At 71.9% G+C, this 21,846-nt stretch carries 25 protein-coding genes; 16 read left to right on the forward strand and 9 right to left on the reverse strand.

The window, feature by feature from the left end; all coding sequences use genetic code 11:
• The first annotated feature begins 80 nt into the window (after positions 1-80).
• Both ABEG17_RS10960 and ABEG17_RS10965 read left to right on the forward strand, forming a co-directional pair.
• Entirely contained in the window at positions 81-1,259 is a 1,179-nt protein-coding gene (locus tag ABEG17_RS10960; RefSeq protein WP_406829509.1) for an LCP family protein, read from the forward strand.
• Complete coding sequence (locus ABEG17_RS10965; RefSeq protein ID WP_406829510.1) at positions 1,252-1,767, forward strand: amino-acid N-acetyltransferase; 516 nt, start codon at positions 1,252-1,254, stop codon at positions 1,765-1,767. Before ABEG17_RS10960 ends, ABEG17_RS10965 begins: the two co-directional genes overlap by 8 nt.
• Before the next feature lie 104 nt (positions 1,768-1,871).
• Here ABEG17_RS10965 and ABEG17_RS10970 read toward each other — a convergent pair whose 3' ends face one another.
• Genes ABEG17_RS10970 through ABEG17_RS11000 form a run of 7 tightly spaced genes read right to left on the reverse strand, consistent with a single transcriptional unit; the run spans position 1,872 to position 8,814 of the window.
• Positions 1,872-3,317 carry an MFS transporter gene (locus ABEG17_RS10970; protein WP_406829511.1) on the reverse strand — a complete coding sequence of 482 codons (1,446 nt, stop codon included), beginning with the start codon at positions 3,315-3,317 and terminating at the stop codon, positions 1,872-1,874.
• Between the two features lies 1 nt (position 3,318).
• Positions 3,319-4,233 (reverse strand): A/G-specific adenine glycosylase, encoded by a 915-nt coding sequence (locus ABEG17_RS10975; RefSeq protein WP_406829512.1) that lies wholly within the window; start codon positions 4,231-4,233, stop codon positions 3,319-3,321.
• Entirely contained in the window at positions 4,230-5,306 is a 1,077-nt protein-coding gene (disA, locus tag ABEG17_RS10980; protein WP_406829513.1) for a DNA integrity scanning diadenylate cyclase DisA, read from the reverse strand. Before disA ends, ABEG17_RS10975 begins: the two co-directional genes overlap by 4 nt.
• Before the next feature lie 44 nt (positions 5,307-5,350).
• Positions 5,351-6,736 carry a DNA repair protein RadA gene (radA, locus tag ABEG17_RS10985; protein WP_406829514.1) on the reverse strand — a complete coding sequence of 462 codons (1,386 nt, stop codon included), beginning with the start codon at positions 6,734-6,736 and terminating at the stop codon, positions 5,351-5,353.
• Between the two features lie 32 nt (positions 6,737-6,768).
• Positions 6,769-7,479 (reverse strand): class I SAM-dependent methyltransferase, encoded by a 711-nt coding sequence (locus ABEG17_RS10990; RefSeq protein ID WP_406829515.1) that lies wholly within the window; start codon positions 7,477-7,479, stop codon positions 6,769-6,771.
• The gene (locus ABEG17_RS10995) at positions 7,476-8,276 is read right to left on the reverse strand and encodes a hypothetical protein (RefSeq protein WP_344191849.1); all 801 of its coding nucleotides are present in this window, start codon (positions 8,274-8,276) and stop codon (positions 7,476-7,478) included. The genes ABEG17_RS10990 and ABEG17_RS10995 overlap by 4 nt, the downstream gene beginning before the upstream one ends.
• 25 nt (positions 8,277-8,301) lie before the next feature.
• Entirely contained in the window at positions 8,302-8,814 is a 513-nt protein-coding gene (locus ABEG17_RS11000) for a hypothetical protein (protein WP_406829516.1), read from the reverse strand.
• 68 nt (positions 8,815-8,882) lie between these two features.
• Here ABEG17_RS11000 and ABEG17_RS11005 point away from each other — a divergent pair, with 68 nt between their 5' ends.
• The 9 genes from ABEG17_RS11005 to ABEG17_RS11045 all read left to right on the forward strand — a co-directional run bounded on the left by ABEG17_RS11005 (position 8,883) and on the right by ABEG17_RS11045 (position 15,999).
• Positions 8,883-9,809: a Ppx/GppA family phosphatase gene (locus tag ABEG17_RS11005; protein WP_406829517.1), complete on the forward strand. Its 927-nt coding sequence runs from the start codon at positions 8,883-8,885 to the stop codon at positions 9,807-9,809.
• An 84-nt stretch (positions 9,810-9,893) separates the two neighbouring features.
• Positions 9,894-10,712, forward strand: coding sequence for a sugar phosphate isomerase/epimerase family protein (locus ABEG17_RS11010; protein ID WP_406829518.1), 819 nt, complete (start codon positions 9,894-9,896; stop codon positions 10,710-10,712).
• Entirely contained in the window at positions 10,709-11,308 is a 600-nt protein-coding gene (locus ABEG17_RS11015) for a TetR family transcriptional regulator (RefSeq protein WP_406829519.1), read from the forward strand. The genes ABEG17_RS11010 and ABEG17_RS11015 overlap by 4 nt, the downstream gene beginning before the upstream one ends.
• 123 nt (positions 11,309-11,431) lie before the next feature.
• The gene (locus ABEG17_RS11020) at positions 11,432-12,157 is read left to right on the forward strand and encodes an ABC transporter ATP-binding protein (RefSeq protein ID WP_406829520.1); all 726 of its coding nucleotides are present in this window, start codon (positions 11,432-11,434) and stop codon (positions 12,155-12,157) included.
• Positions 12,154-12,888 (forward strand): ABC transporter permease, encoded by a 735-nt coding sequence (locus ABEG17_RS11025; RefSeq protein ID WP_406829521.1) that lies wholly within the window; start codon positions 12,154-12,156, stop codon positions 12,886-12,888. The genes ABEG17_RS11020 and ABEG17_RS11025 overlap by 4 nt, the downstream gene beginning before the upstream one ends.
• Before the next feature lie 157 nt (positions 12,889-13,045).
• Positions 13,046-13,996: a proline dehydrogenase family protein gene (locus ABEG17_RS11030; protein WP_406829522.1), complete on the forward strand. Its 951-nt coding sequence runs from the start codon at positions 13,046-13,048 to the stop codon at positions 13,994-13,996.
• Between the two features lie 37 nt (positions 13,997-14,033).
• The gene (gene proC, locus ABEG17_RS11035; RefSeq protein ID WP_406829523.1) at positions 14,034-14,840 is read left to right on the forward strand and encodes a pyrroline-5-carboxylate reductase; all 807 of its coding nucleotides are present in this window, start codon (positions 14,034-14,036) and stop codon (positions 14,838-14,840) included.
• A gap of 88 nt (positions 14,841-14,928) precedes the next feature.
• Positions 14,929-15,417, forward strand: a complete 489-nt coding sequence (locus ABEG17_RS11040; protein WP_406829524.1) for a GNAT family N-acetyltransferase — start codon at positions 14,929-14,931, stop codon at positions 15,415-15,417.
• A 54-nt stretch (positions 15,418-15,471) separates the two neighbouring features.
• On the forward strand, positions 15,472-15,999 hold the full coding sequence (locus ABEG17_RS11045; protein WP_406829525.1) for an N-acetyltransferase family protein: 528 nt from the start codon (positions 15,472-15,474) through the stop codon (positions 15,997-15,999).
• A 3-nt stretch (positions 16,000-16,002) separates the two neighbouring features.
• Here the strand turns inward: ABEG17_RS11045 and ABEG17_RS11050 are convergent, their stop codons facing one another.
• Complete coding sequence (locus ABEG17_RS11050; RefSeq protein ID WP_406829526.1) at positions 16,003-16,668, reverse strand: potassium channel family protein; 666 nt, start codon at positions 16,666-16,668, stop codon at positions 16,003-16,005.
• Between the two features lie 106 nt (positions 16,669-16,774).
• On the opposite strand from ABEG17_RS11050, the gene ABEG17_RS11055 reads away from it, so the two are divergent.
• Positions 16,775-17,971 (forward strand): acetoin utilization protein AcuC, encoded by a 1,197-nt coding sequence (locus tag ABEG17_RS11055; protein ID WP_406829527.1) that lies wholly within the window; start codon positions 16,775-16,777, stop codon positions 17,969-17,971.
• A gap of 181 nt (positions 17,972-18,152) precedes the next feature.
• Positions 18,153-18,353 (forward strand): helix-turn-helix domain-containing protein, encoded by a 201-nt coding sequence (locus ABEG17_RS11060; RefSeq protein ID WP_056915613.1) that lies wholly within the window; start codon positions 18,153-18,155, stop codon positions 18,351-18,353.
• An 87-nt stretch (positions 18,354-18,440) separates the two neighbouring features.
• On the opposite strand, the gene ABEG17_RS11065 is transcribed toward ABEG17_RS11060, so the two are convergent.
• Positions 18,441-18,608: a hypothetical protein gene (locus ABEG17_RS11065; protein ID WP_406829528.1), complete on the reverse strand. Its 168-nt coding sequence runs from the start codon at positions 18,606-18,608 to the stop codon at positions 18,441-18,443.
• Positions 18,609-18,809: 201 nt separating this feature from the next.
• Between ABEG17_RS11065 and ABEG17_RS11070 the strand changes: the two genes are divergently transcribed.
• The 3 genes from ABEG17_RS11070 (at position 18,810) to ABEG17_RS11080 (ending at position 21,784) form a co-directional block, all read left to right on the forward strand.
• On the forward strand, positions 18,810-18,908 hold the full coding sequence (locus ABEG17_RS11070) for a 30S ribosomal protein bS22 (RefSeq protein ID WP_003792170.1): 99 nt from the start codon (positions 18,810-18,812) through the stop codon (positions 18,906-18,908).
• Positions 18,909-19,172: 264 nt separating this feature from the next.
• A complete protein-coding gene (locus tag ABEG17_RS11075) occupies positions 19,173-20,222 on the forward strand; it encodes an NAD-dependent epimerase/dehydratase family protein (RefSeq protein ID WP_406829529.1) in 1,050 nt (349 codons plus the stop codon).
• Positions 20,222-21,784: a lysophospholipid acyltransferase family protein gene (locus ABEG17_RS11080; protein ID WP_406829530.1), complete on the forward strand. Its 1,563-nt coding sequence runs from the start codon at positions 20,222-20,224 to the stop codon at positions 21,782-21,784. Before ABEG17_RS11075 ends, ABEG17_RS11080 begins: the two co-directional genes overlap by 1 nt.
• Positions 21,785-21,846 lie beyond the last annotated feature (62 nt).

The raw sequence follows: 21,846 nt of genomic DNA on the forward strand, positions 1-21,846 counted from the left end.
AGGGTCCGGGCCACCCGTGTGTGGACGCGCAGGGTGCACGGTCCACGAACCTGCCAGCGGCGCGCCGTACCCTGTTGCGCGTGGTCCCTCCCTCTCGCGACTCCCTGCCTCGTCGTCAGGTCCTGCTCGGACTGCTTGCCGCCCCGCTGACCCTCGCCGCGTGCTCGAAGGACGCGAAGAAGGCTGCCGCCCCCTCGTCGTCCTCGACGACGACGGCGTCCGCGCCTGCGCCGAGCCGCCCCCGAGTGGCCGGCAAGGGACTGCCCGCCGACCTGCTCGCGGTGATGAACACCGTCTACCTCGGCGGCAAGGTGCCCGCGTCCGGCGTCGTCGCGACCGCCCTGGCCAAGCGCAAGACGGGGAAGAAGGCGCTCACCGTCACCGGGACGACCGGCAGCTGGAAGGGCCTGGCGGTCGCCAGCGTCGTGCAGGGCAAGGACGTCACCCTGCTCGTCAAGGACGGCAAGTGGCAGGTGGTCGGAGGCTGGTGGCCCTCGCTCAAGGTGGCCCGTCCGCCGTTCCCGACGATGCGGGTGCTGGCGATCGGGTCCGATGCCCGCACGGCCCAGCCCGTGGAGAAGTGCCGCGGCGACGCGCTGCACATCATCGGAGTGGACTCCAAGGGCGTCGGCGGGATCGTCGGCATCCCGCGTGACTCGTGGGTGCCGTTGTCCAGCGGTGGCACCGCCAAGGTCAACGCTGCCCTCGTGTTCGGCGGGGTCAAGGGTCAGGTCGCGACCGTGGCCAAGGCCAGCGGGGTGCCGATCGACGGCTACGTCATCGCCGGCTTCAAGGGCTTTCGCGGGATGGTCTCGGCGATCGGCGGCATCGCCTACGTCGCCGACAAGGCCTTGCAGAGCGTCGACCACTTTCAGATCGTGCACCGGGGTTCCAACCTGCTCGACGCGAAGCACGCCCTGGCGTTCGCGCGCGAGCGCAAGCACCTGCCGAATGGTGACTTCGGGCGCTCCGCGCACCAGGGCGAGCTGATCCGGGCCGGCGCGGTGATGGCCCGCAAGGCCGGTCCCGCGCGGCTCGCGGCGCTGCTCGGCAAGATGTCTCCCCACCTGGCGACCGACCTGTCTCCGTCCGAGGTGCTGAACCTGTCGGCGAGCGTGTTCCTCGGCAACCCCGCGTCGACGCGCAACACGGTCGTCGCGGGAGCCATCGGCACCCGGGACCAGCAGTCCGTCGTGCTGCTCGGCCCGGCTGCCAACCGCACCTTCGCCGACATCCGCAACGGGCGCCTCGGTGCCTGACCTGGTCGTCCGGAGCGCACGCACCAGTGACATCCGCTCCATCCGCGAGCTGGTGCGCCCCCACGCGGAGTCGCGCGTGCTCGTGTCCAAGGACGCGGTGACGTACTACGAGGCGGTGCAGCAGTTCCGGGTCGCCGAGCTGGTGCAGCCCGGCGGCGACGCGCAGCTCGTCGGCTGCGGGGCCCTGCACGTGATGTGGGAGGACCTGGCCGAGATCCGGACCCTTGCCGTGAGCCCGGACGCCAAGGGCAGGGGCGTGGGGTCACGGCTGCTCGAGGCGCTGATGGCTGATGCCCGCGAGCTCGGGGTGCAACGGTTGTTCTGCCTGACGTTCGAGGTCGACTTCTTCAGCCGACACGGCTTCGAGGTGATCGAGGGGCAGGCGGTCGAGCCGGAGGTCTATGCCGAGCTGGTGCGCTCCTACGACGAGGGTGTGGCGGAGTTCCTCGACCTCGAGCGGGTCAAGCCCAACACCCTCGGCAACACCCGGATGCTGCTCACCCTCTGACCTCTGCACGAAGCCGTGCTAGCAGACGCTGCAGCCGTGGGCACAGGTTGCAACCTGTGCCCACGGCAGCAACCCCTGCTAGCAGAGGTTGCTGCCGTGGGGGGTCAGGGTGTCGAGGGGGCGTGGCTGCGCGTCATCCGGATGCGGATGGAGCCGGCCAGGACGATGACCAGCAGCCCGGCGATGACCCCGAACCCGAGCTCGGGGACCAGGGGCAGCGCGATGCCCAGGCAGCCGCCGACGACCCAGGCGATCTGCAGGACCGTCTCGGACCAGGCGAAGACGCGCGTGCGCACGCTCTCGTCGATGTCTCGCTGGACGACGGCGTCAGCGCTGAGCTTGATGAGCTGGGCGGCCAGGCCCGCCACGAGGCCGAGCAGCAGCAGCGTGGGCAGCGAGTAGAAGATCGCAGCCAGCAGCGTCGCCACGACGTCGGCGATCAGGGCGACGGCGATGATGACGTCGGGACGGGTCGTGCGCAGCGCGTTGCCGACGACTGTGCCCAGGGCGTTGCCGGCCCCGGCGGCGCCGACGACGAGCCCCAGGACCAGCGTGCCGCTGTGGCCGGGGATCGGGTGCTCGCGCATGAGGAACGCCATGAACAGGGTGAGGAACCCGGTGAGCAGGCGCGCGCCGACGGCGCTGGTCAGGGCGACGAGCACCGACGTCGGCAGGGCGGCGACCCGGGCGCGAAGGCGCCGCACCAACCCGGTCCGCTCCTCGTCGCGGTGGGGTATGGCGACCGGTCCGGTGTCCTCGATGTCGAGCTCCCCGGCGCTCGAGTCGACCCGGGGAGGCAGGCGGATGGCCAGGACGGTGCCGATGACGTAGATGACGAAGGCCAGGCGCAGCGACCACTCCGGACCGACCTTGGCGGCCGCACCGGCGAGCCCGCCGCCGACGGCCATGCCGGCCACTCCGGCGAGGGCGTTGCGCGAGTTGGCACTGACCAGGCTGAACCCCGTCGGCAGCAGCCGGGGCACCGCGGAGGCGCGGGTCACGCCATACGCCTTGGATGCCACGAGGCAGCCGAGCGCGGCGGGGAACAACCACGGCGAGTCGTTGGCGACCGCGTCCGCGAGCACCCAGCAGAGGAAGGCCCGCAGGGCCAGGGTCGTGCCGATGGCCCAGCGGCGCCCGTGGCGGAACCGGTCGAGCAGCGGCCCGATGAACGGCGCGAGCAGGGCGAACGGCGCCATCGTCAGCAGCAGGAACTGCGCGACCTGGCCGCGCGCCTCGTCGGTGGGGATGGCGAAGATCGTGCCGGCCAGGCTGACCGTCAGTGCGGCGTCGCCGGCGAGGTTGACGAAGTGCAGCTCGATGATCCGGGCCAGACCCGTCTCACCCGCGCCCGAGGAGCTCGTGTAGGCCCGGGCCCGACGGGCACCCGCCTGGCTCCCGCGTCCGGCGAGGCGCGCCCCCGCCACGGTCCCGCGCCCGATCGCCCGCCCCGTCGCCGAGGCCCCGTGCCGCAGCGATCCGGCGACCCCCCGGCCGCGCGGGCGGGCTCCGGCGCTCCCGGCTGGACCGTCCACCGGAGGGGTGGTCATCTCAGCTGGTCCCGCGCGAGCCCGGGAGGCGGAAGAAGCCGTGCGCCAGCGGCTCGACCAGGCCGTCGGCCACCAGGGAGTCGAGGCAGCGTTCACGTTGGATGATGTTGGTGGACACCGCCTCCAGCTCGGCACGAGGGACCGGGCCGGGGCTTTCCCGCAGGCGGCGCAGGAGCGCCCCGCGCATCTGGCGGTCGGTGCCGGCCCAGGCCTGACCGCGCCGTGGCGGGCCCTCGTGGGCGGGCCGGCCAGCGAGCTGCCACTGGCACAGGTCGAGGACGGGGCACTCGCCGCAACGGGGTGCCCGGGCCGTGCACACGAGCGCACCGAGCTCCATCACGGCGACACTCCACGCGCGGGCCACCTCCGGCTCCTGCGGGACGAGGCTGGCCGCGAGCGTGTGCTCTGCTCGGGTGGGAGTGGCTGCGGCGTGCTGGTCGCCGGTGACGACGCGCGCGATGACCCGACGCACGTTGGTGTCGACGACGACGGTGCGCTCACCGAAAGCGAAGGTGGCCACGGCAGCCGCGGTGTAGGCGCCGACCCCGGGCAGGGTCGAGAGCTCGGCCTCGCTCATCGGCACCTTGCCGCCGTGCCGCTCGGTCATGGCGACGGCAGCGGAGTGCAGGCGCAGCGCGCGCCTGGGGTAGCCCAGCCGTCCCCACGCACGGACCGCTTCGCCAGGAGCCTCCGCTGCAAGGTCAGCGGGCTCGGGCCACCGCTGCATCCACTGGAGCCAGACGGGCAGCACCCGGGCGACCGGTGTCTGCTGCAGCATGACCTCGGACACGAAGATGCCCCAGGCGGTCGCGTCGGAGCGTCGCCAGGGCAGGTCGCGCTGGGCGCCGGAGTACCACTCCAGCACGCGTTCGTGGAGCCGCTCGGGTGCGGCGGCCCCGACGGCGGGCCCGGTCACACGTAGCGTTCGAGGATGCTCGACTCGGCGAGGCGCGACAGCCCCTCGCGGACGGCGCGGGCCCGGCCCTCGCCGACCCCCTCGACGTCCATCAGCTCCTCGAGGTTGGCGGCCAGGAGCTTCTGGAGGCTCCCGAAGTGGTCGACGAGCCGGTCCACGATCGCCCCCGGGAGGCGCGGGACCTTGCTGAGCAGGCGGTAGCCGCACGGGCTGACGGCGGAGTCGAGGGCGTCGCCGCCGATCGCGAAGCCGACCGCCTTGGCGCCGGCCGACAGGTCGAGCAGCTCGGTGGAGGTGAGCTCCTCGAGCGCGGCCATGGCCTGGTCGAGGCTGAGCCCCGCGCGGCTGACCGGCAGGTAGTCACGGATGACGAGCTCGCGGTCGTTGCCGAGGCCGCCGGTGAGCTCTTCGAGCTGCAGCGTGAGGAGGCGGCCGTCGACGCCGAGCTCGACGACGTACCCGGAGATCTCGTCGCGGATCCGGCGCACCATCTCCAGGCGCTGCAGCACGCTGGCGACGTCGCGGACGGTGACGAGGTCCTCGATCTCGAGCGCCGACAGGGTGCCGGTGACCTCGTCGAGACGTGACTTGTAGCGCTCCAGGGTCTGCAGGGCCTGGTTGGCGCGGGACAGGATCGCCAGGGAGTCCTCGAGCACGTGGCGGCGGCCGTCGACGTAGAGCGCGACGATGCGCATCGACTGGCTCACCGACACCACGGGGTAGCCGGTCTGCTTGGCGACGCGCTCGGCGGTGCGGTGACGCGTGCCGGACTCGCTGGTCTCGATCGACGGGTCGGGGACGAGCTGGGTGGCCGCGCGCAGGATGCGCGACACCTCGCGGTCGACGACGATCGCGCCGTCCATCTTGGCCAGCTCGCGCAGGCGGGTCGCCGAGAACTCGACGTCGAGCGGGAACCCGCCCGTCGCGAGGCTCTCGACGGTGCGGTCGTAGCCGAGGACGATCAGGGCGCCGGTGCGGCCGCGCAGGATGCGCTCGAGGCCGTCACGGAGTTCGGTGCCCGGCGCCACTGCGGCGAGGGTCGCGCGGAGCGCGTCGTCCTCGCGAAGATCCACTTGTCAAACCCCTTGGTATGCCGCCGGTCCGGTGTGTCGCGAGTCTAACCGTGCGAGGCCTGCAGAGCGGAGTGCACCGCGCTGCGGATGTCGGCACACTCCACGACGTCCATCCCGGAGGGCATGGGCCCGTTGCCGAGGACGCCGGCCGGGACGTAGGCGGTGCGGAAGCCCAGGCGGGCCGCCTCGGCGAGCCGGCGGGGGATGCCGGACACGGCCCGCAGCTCTCCGGCGAGGCCGAGCTCCCCGAACGCGATCGAGTTCTCCTTGAGGGGCCGCTCCATGACCGAGCTCGCGACCGCGAGGGCGATGGCCAGGTCGGAGGCGGGCTCGGTGAGTCGCACCCCGCCGACCGTCGACAGGTAGACGTCCGAGCTGCCGATGGGTGCACCGGCCCGCTTGGCGAGCACCGCGATGATCATGGCCACCCGCGCGGAGTCCAGGCCGCTCGTGGCGCGGCGCGGGGTCGGGATCTCGCTCTTGGCCACGAGCGCCTGCACCTCGGTCATGAGCGGGCGGCGGCCCTCGAGGGTCACGGTGACGCAGGTGCCGGGCACGGTGAGCGTCCCGCGCGAGAGGAACAGGCCGCTCGGATCGGGGAGCCCGACGATGCCGACGTCCGAGAGCTCGAAGCAGCCGACCTCGTCGGTGGGCCCGTAGCGGTTCTTCACCGCGCGCACGAGGCGCAGCTGGGAGTGGCGGTCGCCCTCGAACTGGACGACGACGTCGACGAGGTGCTCGAGCACGCGTGGCCCGGCGATCGAGCCGTCCTTGGTGACGTGGCCGACGAGGAGCGTGGCGATGCCGCGGGACTTGGCGACCTGGATGACCGATGCCGCGACCTCACGCACCTGGCTGACGTTGCCGGCCGACCCCTCGATCTCGCCGCTGGAGATGGTCTGCACGGAGTCGATGACGACCAGGTCGGGCTTGATCGCCTCGATCTGGCCGAGGACGGTGGCCAGGTCGGTCTCGGAGGCGAGGTAAAGGGTCTTGGCCATCGCCTCGATCCGCTCGGCCCGCATGCGCACCTGGGCCGCGGACTCCTCGCAGCTGACGTAGAGGACCGTCCGGCCCTCGCCGGACCGGGCAGCCCTGGCTGCGACGTCGAGCAGCAGGGTGGACTTGCCGATGCCGGGCTCGCCGGCCACGAGCACGACCGCGCCGGGGACGAGCCCGCCGCCGAGCACCCGGTCGAACTCACCGACGCCGGTCGGGTGCGCCTCGGCGCGGCGGACGTCGACCTCCCCGATGGGCAGGGCCGGGCGCTCGACCCGGGCCGCGGCCGTGGTCCGGACGGTGACCGCACCGACCTCCCCGACGGTGCCCCAGGACTGGCACTCGCCGCAGCGACCGACCCACTTGGGTGCGGTCCAGCCGCACTCGGAGCAGCGGTATCCGGCCGACTTGGTCGACGCCTTGGTTGCCATGGCGACAACCTACGTGGCAGCCCCGACAGGGCTCAGAAGCGGTGCCACCACAGGTTGACCGCGTAGTCGACGCCGGTCCCCTCGTGCTCGGCGAGGATCCCCTCGGAAGCGGTCTCGGAGAACTCGATCCGGACCACGGCCTCGAGGTCCGCCCGGGTGTCGAGGTCCCACCGGATGGTGAGGCGCTCGCGCGACCAGCCCTGGCGAGCCCAGAACCGTTCCACCGCCAGGGCGTCGTAGGACGGGTTGGCGCGGCTGAACCAGCGCCCGAACGTCGACCGGGTCGCGTCGTTGTCGATGACGAACGCGGTCCCACCCGGGCGCAGCACGCGTTCGAGCTCGCGGAGCCCGGGTTCGCAGCCGGCCCCGAAGAAGTAGGCCCACCGGGCGTGGGCGATGTCCACGCTGTCGTCCTCGAGGGGCAGGGACTGGGCGACGCCCTCCTCGACCCGCACCCGCGCCATACCGGCGGTGCGCTCCCTGGCCAGGTCGACCAGGGGCGGGTGGGGCTCGACGCCGACGACGCTCGCGCAGCCCAGCTCGAGGAACCGCGGCAGGTGGAACCCGGTGCCGCAGCCCACGTCGACGAGGTCGGCACCGGCGAACGGGTGCAGGGCCGCCATGGCCGACTCGACGAGGCCGTCGCGGTCGACGCCGAGGTTCTCCACCTCGTAGACGTCGGGGGAGTCCCAGATGTTGGGGCTCGGCGTGGGCTCGTGCGGTGACGGTGTCGGCTCGGTCACCGGCGCTTGCGACCCTCCTGCGCGGCGAGCGTCGCCGGGTGGACGAGGAGGGGGAGCATCTTGCGGGAGTAGGCGTTGCGAGCAGCCTTGACGCTGGCGAGGTGTGCCTCGCAGCGGATCTCGAGCTCAGCGTACGCCTCCTCGCCCATCAGCTCGACGAGCTCGCCGCGGTTGCTGCGGAAGACCGGTTCGCGGCCGACGTGGGCCTGCGGGTTGCTCGAGCAGTACCAGTCGAGGTCGTGGCCACCGGGGCCCCAGCCGCGGCGGTCGTACTCGGTGATGCTGACCTCCTGCCACGACGACCCGTCCGGCATCTCGACCTTGCGGTAGGTGCGGCGGATCGGCAGCTGCCAGCAGACGTCGGGCTTGACCGTGTGCGGTTCCTTGCCGTGCAGCACGGCGTGCTGGTGCAGGGCGCAGCCGGCGCCGGCGGGGAAGCCCGGGCGGTTGAGGAAGATGCAGGCGCCGTCGACGACCTTGGTCTTGGTGGCGTCGTCCTCCGGCTCGGTCCAGGCCGAGACCTTGGTCGAGCCCGGGTGCAGCTGCCACTCGTCCTCGCCGAGCTCCTTGACGACCTTCTTGACCCGTTGGAGGTCGTCGTCGTCGGTGAAGTGCGCGCCGAGGGTGCAGCACCCGTCGTCGGGGCGGTCGGCGTAGATGCCCTCACAGCCGCTGCCGAAGATGCAGGTCCAGCTCGAGGTGAGCCAGGTCAGGTCGCAGCGGAACCGCTGACCGGTGTCGGCGGGGTCGGCGAACTCCACCCAGATGCGTGCCGTGTCCAGCGGGGTCTCAACCACGGGGCAACCCTACGTGCCAGAGCGCTCACTGTCGGTGGCGGTCCGACGCCGTCCCGGTGGCGCGCCGGGAACGCGCCACCGAGACGGCGAGGAGAACGAGCAGCACCACGGTGAGCGCCCAGCCGGGTCGCAGCAGCTCACCGCCGAGGTCGGACCAGGCCATGGGCCGCTGCGGTGCAGGATCCCTCGTGGTGTCGGCGTTGCCGGCGCTGCCGGCCCACTCCAGACCCATGGGCACGAGGAGGAGCGCCGGCCCCAGCAGCAGCAGGATCCCCCACCTGCTGCCCCAGCGGACCGCCACGACGGCGAGCAGCACGAGGGGGACGGCGGCGGTCGCCAGGGCGAGCCCCGACTCGATGTTCTCGTCCCGCGTGGGCTGCTCGCCGAAGAACGCCGCCGCGTTGATCGCCGCGACGAACAGGACCCAGGCGCTGAAGCACCACCCGAGCAGGACGGCGGCAGCGGTGACCGGCCACGTGCGGCGGGGGGAGGGGCCCGGCTGGGCCGAGGGGAGCGGCTGGTCGGCTGGGAGCGGCATACCGGGCAGTGTCCCCAACCACCGGACGGGGGCGCCTGAGCGCCGGTACTCACCACTAGCGTGGGGCCATGCGCCTCGGAGTGGTCGACGTCGGTTCCAACACGGTGCACCTGTTGGTCGTCGACGCGCACCGCGGGGCCCAGCCGCTGCCCGCCACGTCCCACAAGATCGAGCTGCGCCTGTCCGAGCAGGTCACCGACGACGGTCGCATCTCCGAGACCGGGGAGAGGGCGCTGTCGAGGTTCATCGGCGAGTGCCTGACCGTGGCCGAGGACCAGGGCGTCGAGGAGGTCATGGCCTTCGTCACGAGCGCGATCCGCGAGGCCCCCAACGGTGAGGACGTCCTCGCCAAGGTCCGCGCCGAGCGGGGCGTCGACCTCCGGGTGCTGTCGGGCGAGGACGAGGCCCGGCTGACCTTCCTCGCGGCGCGGCGGTGGTTCGGCTGGTCGAGCGGCACCCTGCTCGTCGTCGACATCGGCGGCGGTTCGCTCGAGCTCGCCGCAGGGATGGACGAGGAGCCCGACGTGGCGGTGAGCCTGCCCCTCGGTGCCGGTCGACTGACCCGCGACCTGCTCCCCGGTGACCCGCCCGACCCGGACGTGATCCGGGAGGCACGTCGCGCCATCCGGGTGCGCCTCGCCGGTGACATCCGCCCACTCACCAAGGCGGGGGCGCCGGACCGTGCCGTCGGCACCTCCAAGACCTTGCGCTCGCTGGCGCGCATCAGCGGAGCCGCACCGAGCAGTGATGGACCGTATGCGGCTCGCCACCTCGAGCGCTCGGCGCTCGCCCACCTCGTGGGCACCGTGTCCGGGAGGAACGCGGCTCAACGAGCCGAGCTGCCCGGGGTCTCGCCGAGCAGGGCCAGGCAGGTGCTTGCCGGTGCGCTCGTCGCCGAGGCCGCGATGGACCTCCTCGACCTCGAGCGGCTCGACATCTGCCCGTGGGCGCTGCGCGAGGGGATCATCCTCAACCGGCTCGACAGCATGCGCTGACCCACGGTCAGGAGGTGTCGCGGGTAGGGGCCTCAGGTGGCCCGTCCCCGAACCGGCTGCGACGGTCATCGGTAGTCTCGGCCCATGCCTTCCGCGGTCACGGTTCCCGGTGCCACCGTGGCCCTGTCGACCGCTTCGGTCTACCCGGAGAACAGTGCGGCGGCGTTCGCCATGGCCGCGCGGCTGGGGTACGACGCCGTCGAGGTGATGGTCTGGACCGACCCGGTGACGCAGGAGGCGGGGGCGCTCCGGGCGCTCAGCGACCTGCACGAGCTCCCGATCGTCTCGGTGCACGCGCCGACCCTGCTCCTCACCCAGCGGGTCTGGGGTCCGGACCCGTGGACCAAGGTCGACAACTCGATCGAGCTGGCCCAGGAGGTCGGTGCCTCCACCGTGGTGCTGCACCCGCCGTTCCGGTGGCAGAAGGAGTACGCCAGGGACTTCGTCGAGGGCGTCGCGATGCGCGAGCACGAGAGCGGCGTCGCCCTGGCCGTCGAGAACATGTTCCCGTGGCGGGCCCGGCAGCGGGAGTTCGAGGCCTACCTGCCCCACTGGGACCCGGTCTCGCAGGCCTACGACCACGTGACGCTGGACCTGTCGCACACTGCGACCGCAGGCTCCGACGCGATGGAGATGGCGCGCGTCCTCGGCCCACGGCTCACCCACATCCACCTCGCCGACGGCCTCGGTTCCCTCAAGGACGAGCACCTGGTGCCCGGCCGGGGCCTGCAGCCGTGCGCGGAGCTGCTCGAGATGCTTGCAGGCCAGGGCTACGCGGGATCCGTCGTGGTCGAGGTCGGCACCCGCAAGCTGCTGCCGGAGCAGCGTGAGATCGACCTCGCCGAGGCCCTGGCCTTCGCCCGCCTGCACCTCGCCACCGCGTCCGTCCCAGGTACGTCGTGAGCCCCCGTGGCCGGCGGCCGGGAGGCACCGACACGAAGGCGTCGATCCTCGCCGCCGCCCGCGCCGACTTCGCCGAGCAGGGGTATGACGCCACGTCGGTCCGGGGGATCGCTCGCCGGGCCGAGGTGGACCCGGCCCTGGTGCACCACTACTTCGGGGGCAAGGCTGCGCTCTTCGCCGAGGTCATGGACATCCCCGCCGACCCGGCGGCGCTCATCGCCGCCGTGGTGCGGGGGCCTCGTGACCAGGTCGGGGAGAGCCTGGTCCGCACCTTCCTCGGTGTCTGGGACGGGGACGAGGGGCGGGAGCGGTTCCAGGCGTTGATCCGATCGGCCCTGACCCACCAGGAGGCGACCGTGATGCTGCGCGAGTTCCTCACGCGTGAGGTCTTCGGCCGGGTGCTGCGCGAGCTCTCCCCAGCCGGTCAGCCACCGCACGAGCTCGAGCTCCGGGCCGGGCTGGCCGCGTCGCAGATGGTGGGGCTCGCGGTGATGCGCTACATCGTGGAGTTCCCCGCGGTCGTCGACGCCACGCACGACGAGCTCGCGGCGATGCTCGGGCCGACCATCCAGCAGTACCTCGCCCCTCCGCCCTGAGGGTCCCTCCGAACACCCGCCCTGAGGACCGCCCTGAGGACCGCTCCCAGGGCTGCTCCGGTGGGTCGCTCCGAGGGGGTGCACCCCTTGTCGGGCGCCCGCTCGAGGCGTATATTTCATCGCATGATGAATAGCGCCGTGGAGATCGAGGGGCTCCGGGTGGTGCGCGGCGGCCGCACCGTCCTCCCGGGGTTGTCCGTGCGCGTGCCGGCGGGTCAGGTGGTCGGCCTGCTCGGCCCGAGCGGCAGCGGCAAGTCCACCCTCATCCGGGCGATCGTCGGGGTGCAGGTCGTGGCCGGCGGCTCGGTGCGCGTCCTGGGCGAGCCTGCTGGGTCGCCGGGCCTGCGCGACCGGATCGGCTACGTCACCCAGAGCCCGAGCATCTACGACGACCTCAGCGTCCGTGCCAACGTCCGGTACTTCGCCTCCGTCCTGGGGGCGTCCCGCGAGTCCGTCGAGGAGGCGATCGCCGCGGTCGACCTCGGCAGCCACGCGGACGCCGCAGCCGGGCGGCTGTCCGGCGGCCAGCGCTCGCGCGCCTCGCTGGCCTGCGCGCTGGTCGGCGACCCCGAGCTCCTCGTCCTGGACGAGCCCACCGTCGGGCTCGACCCCGTCCTGCGACGTGACCTGTGGGACCTGTTCGCCCGACTCGCAGCCCAGGGTCGCTCGCTGCTCGTGTCGAGCCACGTGATGGACGAGGCCGCCCGGTGCGACCGGCTCCTGCTGCTCCGCGAGGGTGAGGTCCTCGCCGACGCCACCCTGCCGGAGCTGCTCGAGCGCACCGGCACCACGGATGCCGAGGGCGCCTTCCTCGCGCTCATCGCCCGCGCCGAGGAGGCCGCCCGATGAACCTCCACCGCACCCTCGTCACCGCCGGCCGGGTCTTGGCCCAGCTGCGAGGCGACCACCGCACCATCGCCCTCATGCTCGTCGTTCCGTGCGTCCTCATCGGGCTGCTGGCCTGGATCTTCCAGGACACCCCGGTCTTCGACGGCCTCGGTGCGCCCCTGCTGGGCGTCTTCCCCTTCGTCGTGATGTTCATCGTGACCAGCGTCGCGACCCTGCGCGAGCGGACGTCCGGCACCTTGGAGCGGCTGTTCACGACGCCGATGGGCAAGGGCGACTTCATGTTCGGCTACGCCCTCGCCTTCGGGGTGATGGCGGTCCTGCAGGCCCTGGTCGCCACGGGGTTCGCGGTCTGGGTCTGCGGCCTGGACGTCGCCGGGCCGCTGTGGCAGCTGGTCGTCGTCGCCGTCCTCGATGCCGTGCTCGGCTCGGCCCTCGGCCTGCTGGCGAGCGGCTTCGCACGGACCGAGTTCCAGGCCGTGCAGTTCATGCCCGCCTTCGTCCTGCCGCAGTTCCTGCTCTGCGGTCTCCTGGTCGCCCGCGACCGCCTGCCCGACGTCCTCGGCGCCATCTCGGACGTGCTGCCCCTGTCGTATGCCGTGGACGCCATGAAGACGGTGACGACCAGCACCGCGCCGGGCGCCGACATCACGACCGACGCCGTCGTCATCCTCGGCTGGGTCGTGGCCTCTCTGGTCCTGGGCAGCTTCACGCTGCGTCGTCGAACGCCCTGAGGCAACCACGCGGCATACCCGCGTCGTCGTCTCCCGCACTTGGGGGCACGAAGCGGGGCCACACCTCACCGTCCTGCCCCCGAACGTGGTCCGGACGGGCGGAGGCTAGCCTTGTGGGCGGCCTCGCGGCCTCCTCGTCGACGTCGGAAGGACCCCAGTGGACGCCAGTGACCTGCTGCGCAACACCCTGCTCCAGCTCTCCAAGAGCGGACAGGTGCGTTCGGCGATCGAGAAGGCGCCGGTGAGCCGCAGCGTCGTGAGGCGGTTCGTCCCCGGCGACGCCACCCGCGACGCCGTCGCGGCGGTGGCCGAGCTCCGGGCCACCAACCGCCTCGCGACCATCGACTACCTCGGTGAGGACACCACCGACCTCACCCAGGCGATCCGCACCCGCGACCACTACCTCGAGCTCCTCAAGGCCCTCGCCGACGCCGACCTGTCCCAGCACGGCATGGGCGAGGTGAGCCTCAAGCTGTCCGCGCTCGGCCAGTACCTGCCCGGCGACGGCCACAAGATCGCCCTCGACCACGCGCGCGAGATCTGCCAGGCGGCCGCGAACGCCGGTACGACGGTGACGCTCGACATGGAGGACCACACCACCACCGACGCCACGCTGGAGTCGCTGCGCGAGCTGCGCCAGGACTTCCCGTGGGTCGGTGCGGTCATCCAGTCCTACCTGCGCCGCAGCGAGGCCGACTGCCGCGACCTCGCGCACGAGGGAAGCCGGGTGCGCCTGTGCAAGGGCGCCTACAAGGAGCCCGAGTCGGTCGCCCACCAGTCCTCGGCCGACGTCGACCAGAACTACGTGCGGTGCCTGAAGATCCTCATGGCCGGTGACGGCTACCCGATGGTCGCCAGCCACGACCCGCGACTGATCGAGATCGCCGGGGCGCTCGCTGCGCACCACGAGCGCGACGCCTCCTCGTTCGAGTACCAGATGCTCTACGGCATCCGTCCGGAGGAGCAGAAGCGCATCGCCGACCGCGGCGACCAGGTGCGCGTCTACATCCCGTATGGCGAGCAGTGGTACGGCTACCTCATGCGCCGCATGGCCGAGCGCCCCGCCAACACGATGTTCTTCCTGCGGGGTCTCGCCTCCAGGAACTGACGCGCCCCAGTCGGTCCGCGGCTGCCAGACTGACCCCATGGGAACTGTCGCGATCCTCGGTGCCGGCACGATGGGCGAGACGCTGCTCTCGGGCCTGATCAGGTCCGGGCGTCCGGCGGAGGACCTCGTGGTCACCGCCCGCCGGCCCGGACGCGCCGATGCGCTGGCCGCGCAGTACGGCGTGCGGGCGCTGTCCAACGTCGCCGCCGCCGAGGCGGCCGACACCCTCGTGCTCGTGGTGAAGCCGCAGGACATGGGGCTGCTGGTCGAGGAGATCAGCGACCACGTGTCGGCGGGCAACCTCGTCGTGAGCCTCGCCGCCGGCATCCCGACCGCGTGGCTCGAGAGCCGGCTGCCCGCAGGGGTGGCCGTGGTCCGCGTCATGCCCAACACCCCCGCCCTCGTGGACCAGGGAATGGCCGCGATCAGCCCCGGCCGCAGCGCCGACGCCGCCCACGTCGAGGAGGCGGCCGAGCTGCTGCGCTCCTGTGGGCGGGTCATCCAGGTCGCCGAGAAGCACCAGGACGCCGTCACGGCGATCAGCGGCTCGGGACCGGCGTACATCTTCTACGTCGTCGAAGCCATGATCGAGGCAGGCGTCGTCCTCGGCCTGCCCCGCCCGACAGCGACCGAGCTCGTGGTCCAGACGCTGTTCGGTGCGGCCACGATGATGCGCGAGACGGGGCAGCACCCGACCGTCCTGCGCGAGCAGGTGACCTCGCCGGGCGGGACGACGGCGGCAGCGCTGCGCCAGCTCGACGACCACAAGGTGCGCGCGGCGTTCATCACCGCGATGGAGGCCGCCGCCAACCGTTCGCACGAGCTCGCCTCGGGGCATGAGTAACCACGTGGAAGACGTTGCGTCTCAGGGGGATCGGCTTCCATCCGCCGCTCGCGGTGACGCGCGGGGCGAGGACCTCGTCGTGTGCCGCGTGGTGCGCGACCAGTGGCGGCTGCACCGCGCCGTGCGGTTGGCGATGCTGCTCGACGTGCCGCGGGCGTACGGCAGCACCTTCGCCCGCGAGATCGCCTTCGACGACCAGGTGTGGCTGGACCGGATCCGCGACGGGTCCTCCTGGCTCGCCCTGCAGGGGGACCTTCCCCTGGGGTCGGTGACCTTGTTCCACGCGCCGAGCCAGCCCGACGACGAGGCGTCCCTGGTGGCGATGTGGGTCGCGGCCCACGCCCGTGGCACAGGCGTCGCGGACGCCCTCGTCGGCGCGCTGCTCGAGCACGCTGCCGCGCTCGGCCTGCGTCGGATCACCCTCGACGTCGCCGACGAGAACGGCCGGGCCGGGGCGTTCTACGAGCGGCTCGGGTTCGTGCGCACCGGCAGGACCGGCGAGCTGCCGCACTTCCCGGGTGTGGGCGAGTTCGAGATGGAGCGGGTCCTGTGCGACCGCACGGCATTCCCACGGTGAACTCTGCGCGATCTCGGTGAACGGATCCGGCCCTGTCGTGCGAGAGTGGTCCGCATGAGCGACATCACCGTGCGCCGGCTGGGTGAGGACGAGTGGGAGCAGTACAAGACCGCCCGCCTCAGTGCTCTCGAGGAGTCCCCGGAGGCTTTCGCGGCCTCCCTCGAAGAGGAACGCGCCTACGACGAGGAGTTCTGGCGCACGCGCCTGCGTCGTTCGCCGCGGCTGCTCGCCGAGGCCGACGGCCAGACCGTCGGCATCGTGAGCGTCGGGCAGTCCCAGGAGGACAACGACCGGGTCGCGGAGATCTTCGGTCTGTGGGTCGCTCCGGCCGCTCGTGGCACCGGCGTGGCCACGCGGCTCGTCCATGCGGGTGCCGACGAGGCCCGTTCGGCGGGACGCAGCCACCTGGCCTACTGGGTCGGGTCCGACAACGGCCGGGCCGTCGCGTTCGCCAGCGGCTGCGGCTTCCGGCCGACCGACAGCCGGCGCCCGATGCGCGTCCAGCAGGCTGGCGAGGACCAGGAGGACGAGGTGGCCATGGTCCTGCCGCTCGGCGCGGACCGCGGTACCCCCTCGCTCTGAGGGTCAGGGCCGGGAGGCCAGCCGGTCGAGCAGGTCCGTCGGTCCGCTGACGATGAGCGTGTCGTGGGCGGTGACCTTGGTCTCCGGCACGGCATACGTGAAGTCCTGCCCGGGTGCCTTGACGCCCACGATCGTGACGCCGTACTTGCTGCGGATCTGGCTCTGCGCCAACGTGAACCCGATGGCCTCCTGCGGCGGCTTCATCTTGACGATGGCGAAGCCGTCGTCGAACTCGATGTAGTCCATGAGCTTGCCGTTGAGCAGGTGCGCGACCCGGCGGCCGCTGTCCGCCTCGGGCGAGATGACGTGGTGTACGCCGATCCGCTCGAGGATCCGTGCGTGCTCGGGAGTCAGTGCCTTCGCCCAGATCGTCGGTATGCCGGCGTCGACGAGGTTCATCGCGCACAGCACCGAGGCCTCGACCGACGAGCCGATGCCGACGACGGCGAGCTTGAAGCTGCGGGCCTTGAGGTTGGCGAAAGCCTGCGGCTGGCTGGCGTCGGCCTGGACGATCTTGGTCACCTTGCCGAGGAACGTCTCGGCCAGCTCGTGGTCGCGCTCGACGGCGACGACGTGGTGCCCGAGCCGCTGGAGCTCGATGGCGACGGCTCCGCCGAAGCGGCCCAGCCCTATGACCAGGACGTCGTCGTCGTACAGCTTCTTACCCACCTGAGCAGCCCTCCGCGGCCTCGTCGACGTGAGCCGCCACGCTACCGCGTCCCTGCTGGTGGGACCGTGCTGTCCACCGACGGCTACGCACGGGTAGCGTTCCCGCATGCCCTCACAGGTGCGGGTGGTCTGGGACCCAGGCTTCACCGCCTACAACTTCGGGCCGGGCCATCCCATGAGCCCGGTCCGTCTCGACCTGACCGCGCGACTCTGCCAGGAGCTCGGGGTCTTCGACTCCGAGGGCGTCGAGGTGTTCAGCCCGGGGGTTCCCGACGACGCGGTGCTCGCGAGCGTCCACGAGGTCGGCTACATCGCCGCGGTACGGGCCGCCTCGCTCGACCCCGACGGTGCCGACACCTCCCGCGGCCTGGGCACCGAGGACGACCCTGCGTTCGCCGGCATGCACGAGGCGAGCGCCCGCATCGCCGAGGGCACCAGGGCGTTGTGCGCGGACGTGTGGGAGGGGCGCACCGAGCACGGGGTGAACTTCTGCGGCGGCATGCACCACGCGATGCCGGGCAACGCCGCCGGTTTCTGCATCTACAACGACGTCGCCGTGGGCATCCAGTGGCTCCTGGACCACGGCGCAGAGCGCGTGGCGTACGTCGACGTCGACGTCCACCACGGCGACGGCGTCGAGCGGGCCTTCTGGGACGACCCCCGGGTCATGACCGTGTCCCTGCACGAGTCGGGGCGGGCGCTGTTCCCCGGCACCGGCTTCGCCGGTGACATCGGTGGGGCGGGCGCCGAGGGGTCGGCGGTCAACGTCACCCTTCCTCCCGGCACGGGCGACTCGGCCTGGCTGCGGGCCCTGCACTCGACCGCGCTGCCGCTGGTCAGGGCCTTTCGGCCCGACGTGCTCGTGACGCAGCACGGGTGCGACACCCACGCCCAGGACCCGCTGGCCCACCTGTCCCTGTCCGTCGACGCGCAGCGAGCCGCGGCCGATGCCCTGCACCGGCTCTCCCACGAGGTGTGCGGCGGCCGCTGGGTCGCCCTCGGCGGCGGAGGCTACGAGGTCGTCGACGTGGTGCCGCGTTCGTGGACCCACCTGACCGCCATCGCCGCCCACCATCCCGTGCCGTTGACCGCGGCCGTGCCGGCCGGGTGGCTCGAGCACGTGCGGACCCTCCTCGGTCGCGAGGGGCCCCGGCGGATGGGCGACCTCGACCCCGCCGAGGGCCCGATCTGGCACCAGCCCTGGGACATGGGCTACAACCCGCACAGCGAGGTGGACCGGTCGGTGATGGCCACCCGGCAGGCGGTCTTCCCCCTCCACGGCCTCGACGTGTGGTTCGACTGAGCGAGGCCCGTTCGGGCGAACTGTTCGATCTGTACGGCGTGTCGACTGGACAGAGGGGACCAACTTTTCCCTTTGACTTCCCCATGAGTCACATGAGCCCCTACAGTTCCCCTTGCACGAGCGTAGGAGTCCGCCGGAGGGGAAGCCGGCGATGCGCGCGTGTAGAAGATCGAGGTTTCCAATGTCCAACGAGCGACAGCTCGCCGAGGTGCGGTTCCTGACCGTCGCCGAGGTGGCCTCGATCATGCGCGTGTCGAAGATGACGGTGTACCGCATGGTGCACGCCGGTGAGCTTCCCGCCATCCGCGTCGGTCGGTCCTTCCGGGTTCCGGAGGATGCCGTGCACAAGTACCTGCGCACCTCGTACGTCGACACCGCCTGATCACCAGCCAGGCTGCAACAGACACCGAGGGCGGGCCGGGACGAGAGTCCCGGCCCGCCCTCGGTGTGCGTTCGGCGGTAGGTCGCGTCAGCGGTTGTCCACCGCGGTGACCAACACGTCGACGTTCGCGCCCGTGTAGAGCTGCGTCACGAGGTAGACCGAGCCAGGCGGGATGACCGCGGACTCGTCCGTGGCAGCGGTCGCCGCCGACCCGGTGAGCTGGCAGGAGCTGTCCAGGCACGGCGGTCGTGGCACCCGAACGAGCTGCCGACGTCGGGGTTGCTCCTCGCCCGAAACGGACTCGTGCCGCGGTCCTTCCCGGTCCGCGTCGCCGCCTGCGTGGGACCGGGTTTGGGATGCGCGGTGCGGGGCCGCTAGAGTGGCCCTCACTGTTCGGCGTGGTGCGTTGGTTCGTTGCCCCGTCCGGCAACACGACCAACGACCACAAGGACACTCATGGGCTCTGTCATCAAGAAGCGCCGCAAGCGGATGGCGAAGAAGAAGCACCGCAAGCTTCTGCGCAAGACTCGCCACCAGCGTCGCAACAAGAAGTGATCAAAGGCCCCCGCGGTGCGGGGGCCTTTGCCGTGTTCCGGAGCTGCCTGGGCCGCAGCCCCGAACGGCGGCGCCCCGAACGCCGGCGCTCCGAGCGGCGGCACGCGAGCCGGCGGGGCCCTCGGGTGTGACGAGCGCCGCGTCCACGTCCGGGGCAGGCCCTACGGCGGCCCACCTTCGCTCTGTAGGGTGGCAACGACTGCGAGATGCGGGCCCGCTCGCAACCGCATCTGACCGTGACCGCGAGACCCAGGGGAGGTGGCCGTGGCTGACGTCGTCCTCGTGACCGGTGTCTCCCGCTACCTCGGTGGGCAGTTCGCCCGGCAGCTCACCCGTGACCCCTCGGTGTCGCGCGTCATCGGCGTCGACGTGATCCCTCCGCCGCACGACATCGGTCGCGCGGAGTTCGTGCGCGCCGACATCCGCAACCCGATGATCGGCAAGATCATCGCGCAGTCCGAGGTCGACACGGTCGTGCACATGAACGTCATCGCGACGCCGACGCACGCCGGTGGCCGGACCTCCCAGAAGGAGATCAACGTCATCGGCACCATGCAGCTGCTCGCTGCGTGCCAGAAGGCGCCGAGCATCCGCCGGCTCGTGGTCAAGTCCTCGGCGGCGGTCTACGGCTCCAGCCCGCGGGACCCCGCCATGTTCACCGAGGACATGGGCCCCAAAGCGCTGCCGCGTGCGGGCTTCGGCAAGGACTCGGTCGAGGTCGAGGGCTACGTCCGGGGTTTCTCCCGGAGACGGCCCGACGTCGAGATCTCCATGCTGCGTTTCGCCAACATCATCGGCCCCGGCATCCGCACCTCGCTCACCGACTACTTCGCCCTGCCCTTCGTGCCCGTGCCGCTCGGGTACGACGCCCGGCTGCAGTTCGTCCACGAGAGCGATGCCATCGGAGCGCTGCTGCTCACCACCACCGGTCCGTCCGCGGGCATCACCAACATCTCCGGCGACGGCATCATCACGGTGACGCAGGCAGCAGCCATGGCCGGTCGCCCGGTCCTGCCCGTGCCGATGCCGGCGGCGGGCATCTTCGGCCTCATGGTCAAGCGGTCCGGGCTCGCCGACTTCAGCAGCGACCAGATCCAGTTCCTCGCCTACGGCCGCGGGCTCGACACCCGCCGGATGCGTGACGTGCTGGGTTTCGAGCCGGCCTTCACCACCCGTGAGGCGTTTGCCGACTACGTCCGCGGGATCCCCTCCGCCCTTCCCGGCGCGGCCGCCCTGGGTGCGGCGGTATCCGGCGTGGCCGGCTCGGCGGCGAATGCGATCAGTCACGTCTGGGCGGCAGGGAGGAACGACTGATGGCTGCCAGCAAGGAGACGGAGGCGACCGCGGGCGCGGCGTCGACCACGAGGACCTCCGTGGGTGCGAACCGGGCCAAGGCCACGAAGAGCACCACGAAGAAAGCCGTGAAGAAGGCCGTGACCTCGAAGTCGGCGGCACCGCGCAAGGGGGCGCTGGCGGCCGGGGCTGCCCGCGCGTCCGGGGAACGGGCCAAGCGCCGCAGCACCCCGCTGATCCAGGCGGCCGCGGAGCACGCGAAGAGCGTTTCCGCCCCGACGCCAGTGCCTGCTGCCGCCTCCACCTCCACCGCCTCCACCTCCACCGCCTCCACCGCCTCCACCGCCTCGGCCAGTGCGGCCCCGGCCAGGGCCCGCTCATCGGCGCCCTCCCCGTCGGACGCCACGGCCAAGCACCGTCCCCGCCCCGTGGCCAAGGCGGTCCCGAGCCGCAAGGCCGTCGCCCGGTCCGGTGCGCGAACCGCCAAGTCCACCCGCGTCGGCCGCTCGGCCTCGTCGAGGTCGACCGGGTCGTCGAGGAAGCGGGCAGCGGCGGTCGCGACCAGCGAGGCACGTCCCACGCGGGTCCTCAAGGCCGTTCCTGACGATGCCGTGCTGCCGGTGGAGCTGGCCGTCCCGGCTCCCGCCACGAGCTCTCGCAGCATCGCCCCGGGGGTGGAGGAGCTGCTCACCGCAGGCATCGCCGCGGTCCGGGTGGTGGCCGAAGCAGCTGGGGTCTCACCCGAGGACGTCGAGCGCCACCTCGCCTCGATGCTGTCCTTCATCCGCCGTCGGATCACCGGCGACTACTCCGTGGACGAGTTCGGCTTCGACGAGGACTTCACACGGCACTTCTACCTGCCCGTGCTTCGCCCCCTCTACCGCTCGTGGTTCCGGGTCGAGGTCCGCGGCATCGAGAACATCCCGGCCACGGGTGGTGGCCTGGTCGTGGCCAACCACTCCGGGACCATCGCCATGGACTCCCTGATGACCCAGGTCGCCGTCCACGACGAGCATCCTGCCCACCGCCACCTGCGCATGCTGGGCGCCGACCTGGTGTTCCAGACCCCCGTGGTCGGTCAGGTCGCCCGGAAGTCAGGATCGACGTTGGCGGCGCACCCCGACGCCGAGCGGCTGCTGTCCAACGGCGAGCTGTGCGGTGTCTGGCCCGAGGGATTCAAGGGCGTGGGCAAGCCGTTCAGCGAGCGCTACAAGCTCCAGCGGTTCGGCCGCGGCGGCTTCGTCTCTGCCGCCCTGCGGACCGGGGCGCCGATCATCCCGTGCTCCATCGTCGGTGCCGAGGAGATCTACCCGATCATCGGCAACATGAAGGCCGTGGCGAGACTGTTCGGTGCGCCGTACGCGCCGATCACCCCCACGTGGCCCCTGCTGGGCCCGCTCGGCCTGATCCCGTTGCCCAGCAAGTGGATCATCGAGTTCGGGGCACCCGTGGAGACCGCGGACCTCGGCCCGGGGGCGGCGGACGACCCGATGCTCGTCTTCGACCTCACCGACCAGGTGCGCGAGACGATCCAGCAGACGCTCTACTCGCTGCTGATGCAGCGCCGTTCGGTCTTCTTCTGAGCAGCTGACCCGACCGGCCAGCCCTGCCGGTGAGCACCGACCGGTCAGCTCTTCGCGGCCGG

Source organism: Pedococcus sp. KACC 23699 (genome assembly GCF_045348425.1).
Lineage (GTDB): Bacteria > Actinomycetota > Actinomycetes > Actinomycetales > Dermatophilaceae > Pedococcus.

Excerpts from the sequence above, each read along its gene's own strand:
- ABEG17_RS10970 (WP_406829511.1), bottom strand. The coding sequence starts at position 3,317 with ATGACCACCCCTCCGGTGGACGGTCCAGCCGGGAGCGCCGGAGCCCGC.
- radA (WP_406829514.1), bottom strand. The coding sequence starts at position 6,736 with ATGGCAACCAAGGCGTCGACCAAGTCGGCCGGATACCGCTGCTCCGAG.
- ABEG17_RS11000 (WP_406829516.1), bottom strand. The coding sequence starts at position 8,814 with ATGCCGCTCCCAGCCGACCAGCCGCTCCCCTCGGCCCAGCCGGGCCCC.
- ABEG17_RS11005 (WP_406829517.1), top strand. The coding sequence starts at position 8,883 with ATGCGCCTCGGAGTGGTCGACGTCGGTTCCAACACGGTGCACCTGTTG.
- ABEG17_RS11010 (WP_406829518.1), top strand. The coding sequence starts at position 9,894 with ATGCCTTCCGCGGTCACGGTTCCCGGTGCCACCGTGGCCCTGTCGACC.
- ABEG17_RS11020 (WP_406829520.1), top strand. The coding sequence starts at position 11,432 with ATGATGAATAGCGCCGTGGAGATCGAGGGGCTCCGGGTGGTGCGCGGC.
- ABEG17_RS11025 (WP_406829521.1), top strand. The coding sequence starts at position 12,154 with ATGAACCTCCACCGCACCCTCGTCACCGCCGGCCGGGTCTTGGCCCAG.
- proC (WP_406829523.1), top strand. The coding sequence starts at position 14,034 with ATGGGAACTGTCGCGATCCTCGGTGCCGGCACGATGGGCGAGACGCTG.
- ABEG17_RS11045 (WP_406829525.1), top strand. The coding sequence starts at position 15,472 with ATGAGCGACATCACCGTGCGCCGGCTGGGTGAGGACGAGTGGGAGCAG.
- ABEG17_RS11055 (WP_406829527.1), top strand. The coding sequence starts at position 16,775 with ATGCCCTCACAGGTGCGGGTGGTCTGGGACCCAGGCTTCACCGCCTAC.
- ABEG17_RS11060 (WP_056915613.1), top strand. The coding sequence starts at position 18,153 with ATGTCCAACGAGCGACAGCTCGCCGAGGTGCGGTTCCTGACCGTCGCC.
- ABEG17_RS11070 (WP_003792170.1), top strand. The coding sequence starts at position 18,810 with ATGGGCTCTGTCATCAAGAAGCGCCGCAAGCGGATGGCGAAGAAGAAG.
- ABEG17_RS11080 (WP_406829530.1), top strand. The coding sequence starts at position 20,222 with ATGGCTGCCAGCAAGGAGACGGAGGCGACCGCGGGCGCGGCGTCGACC.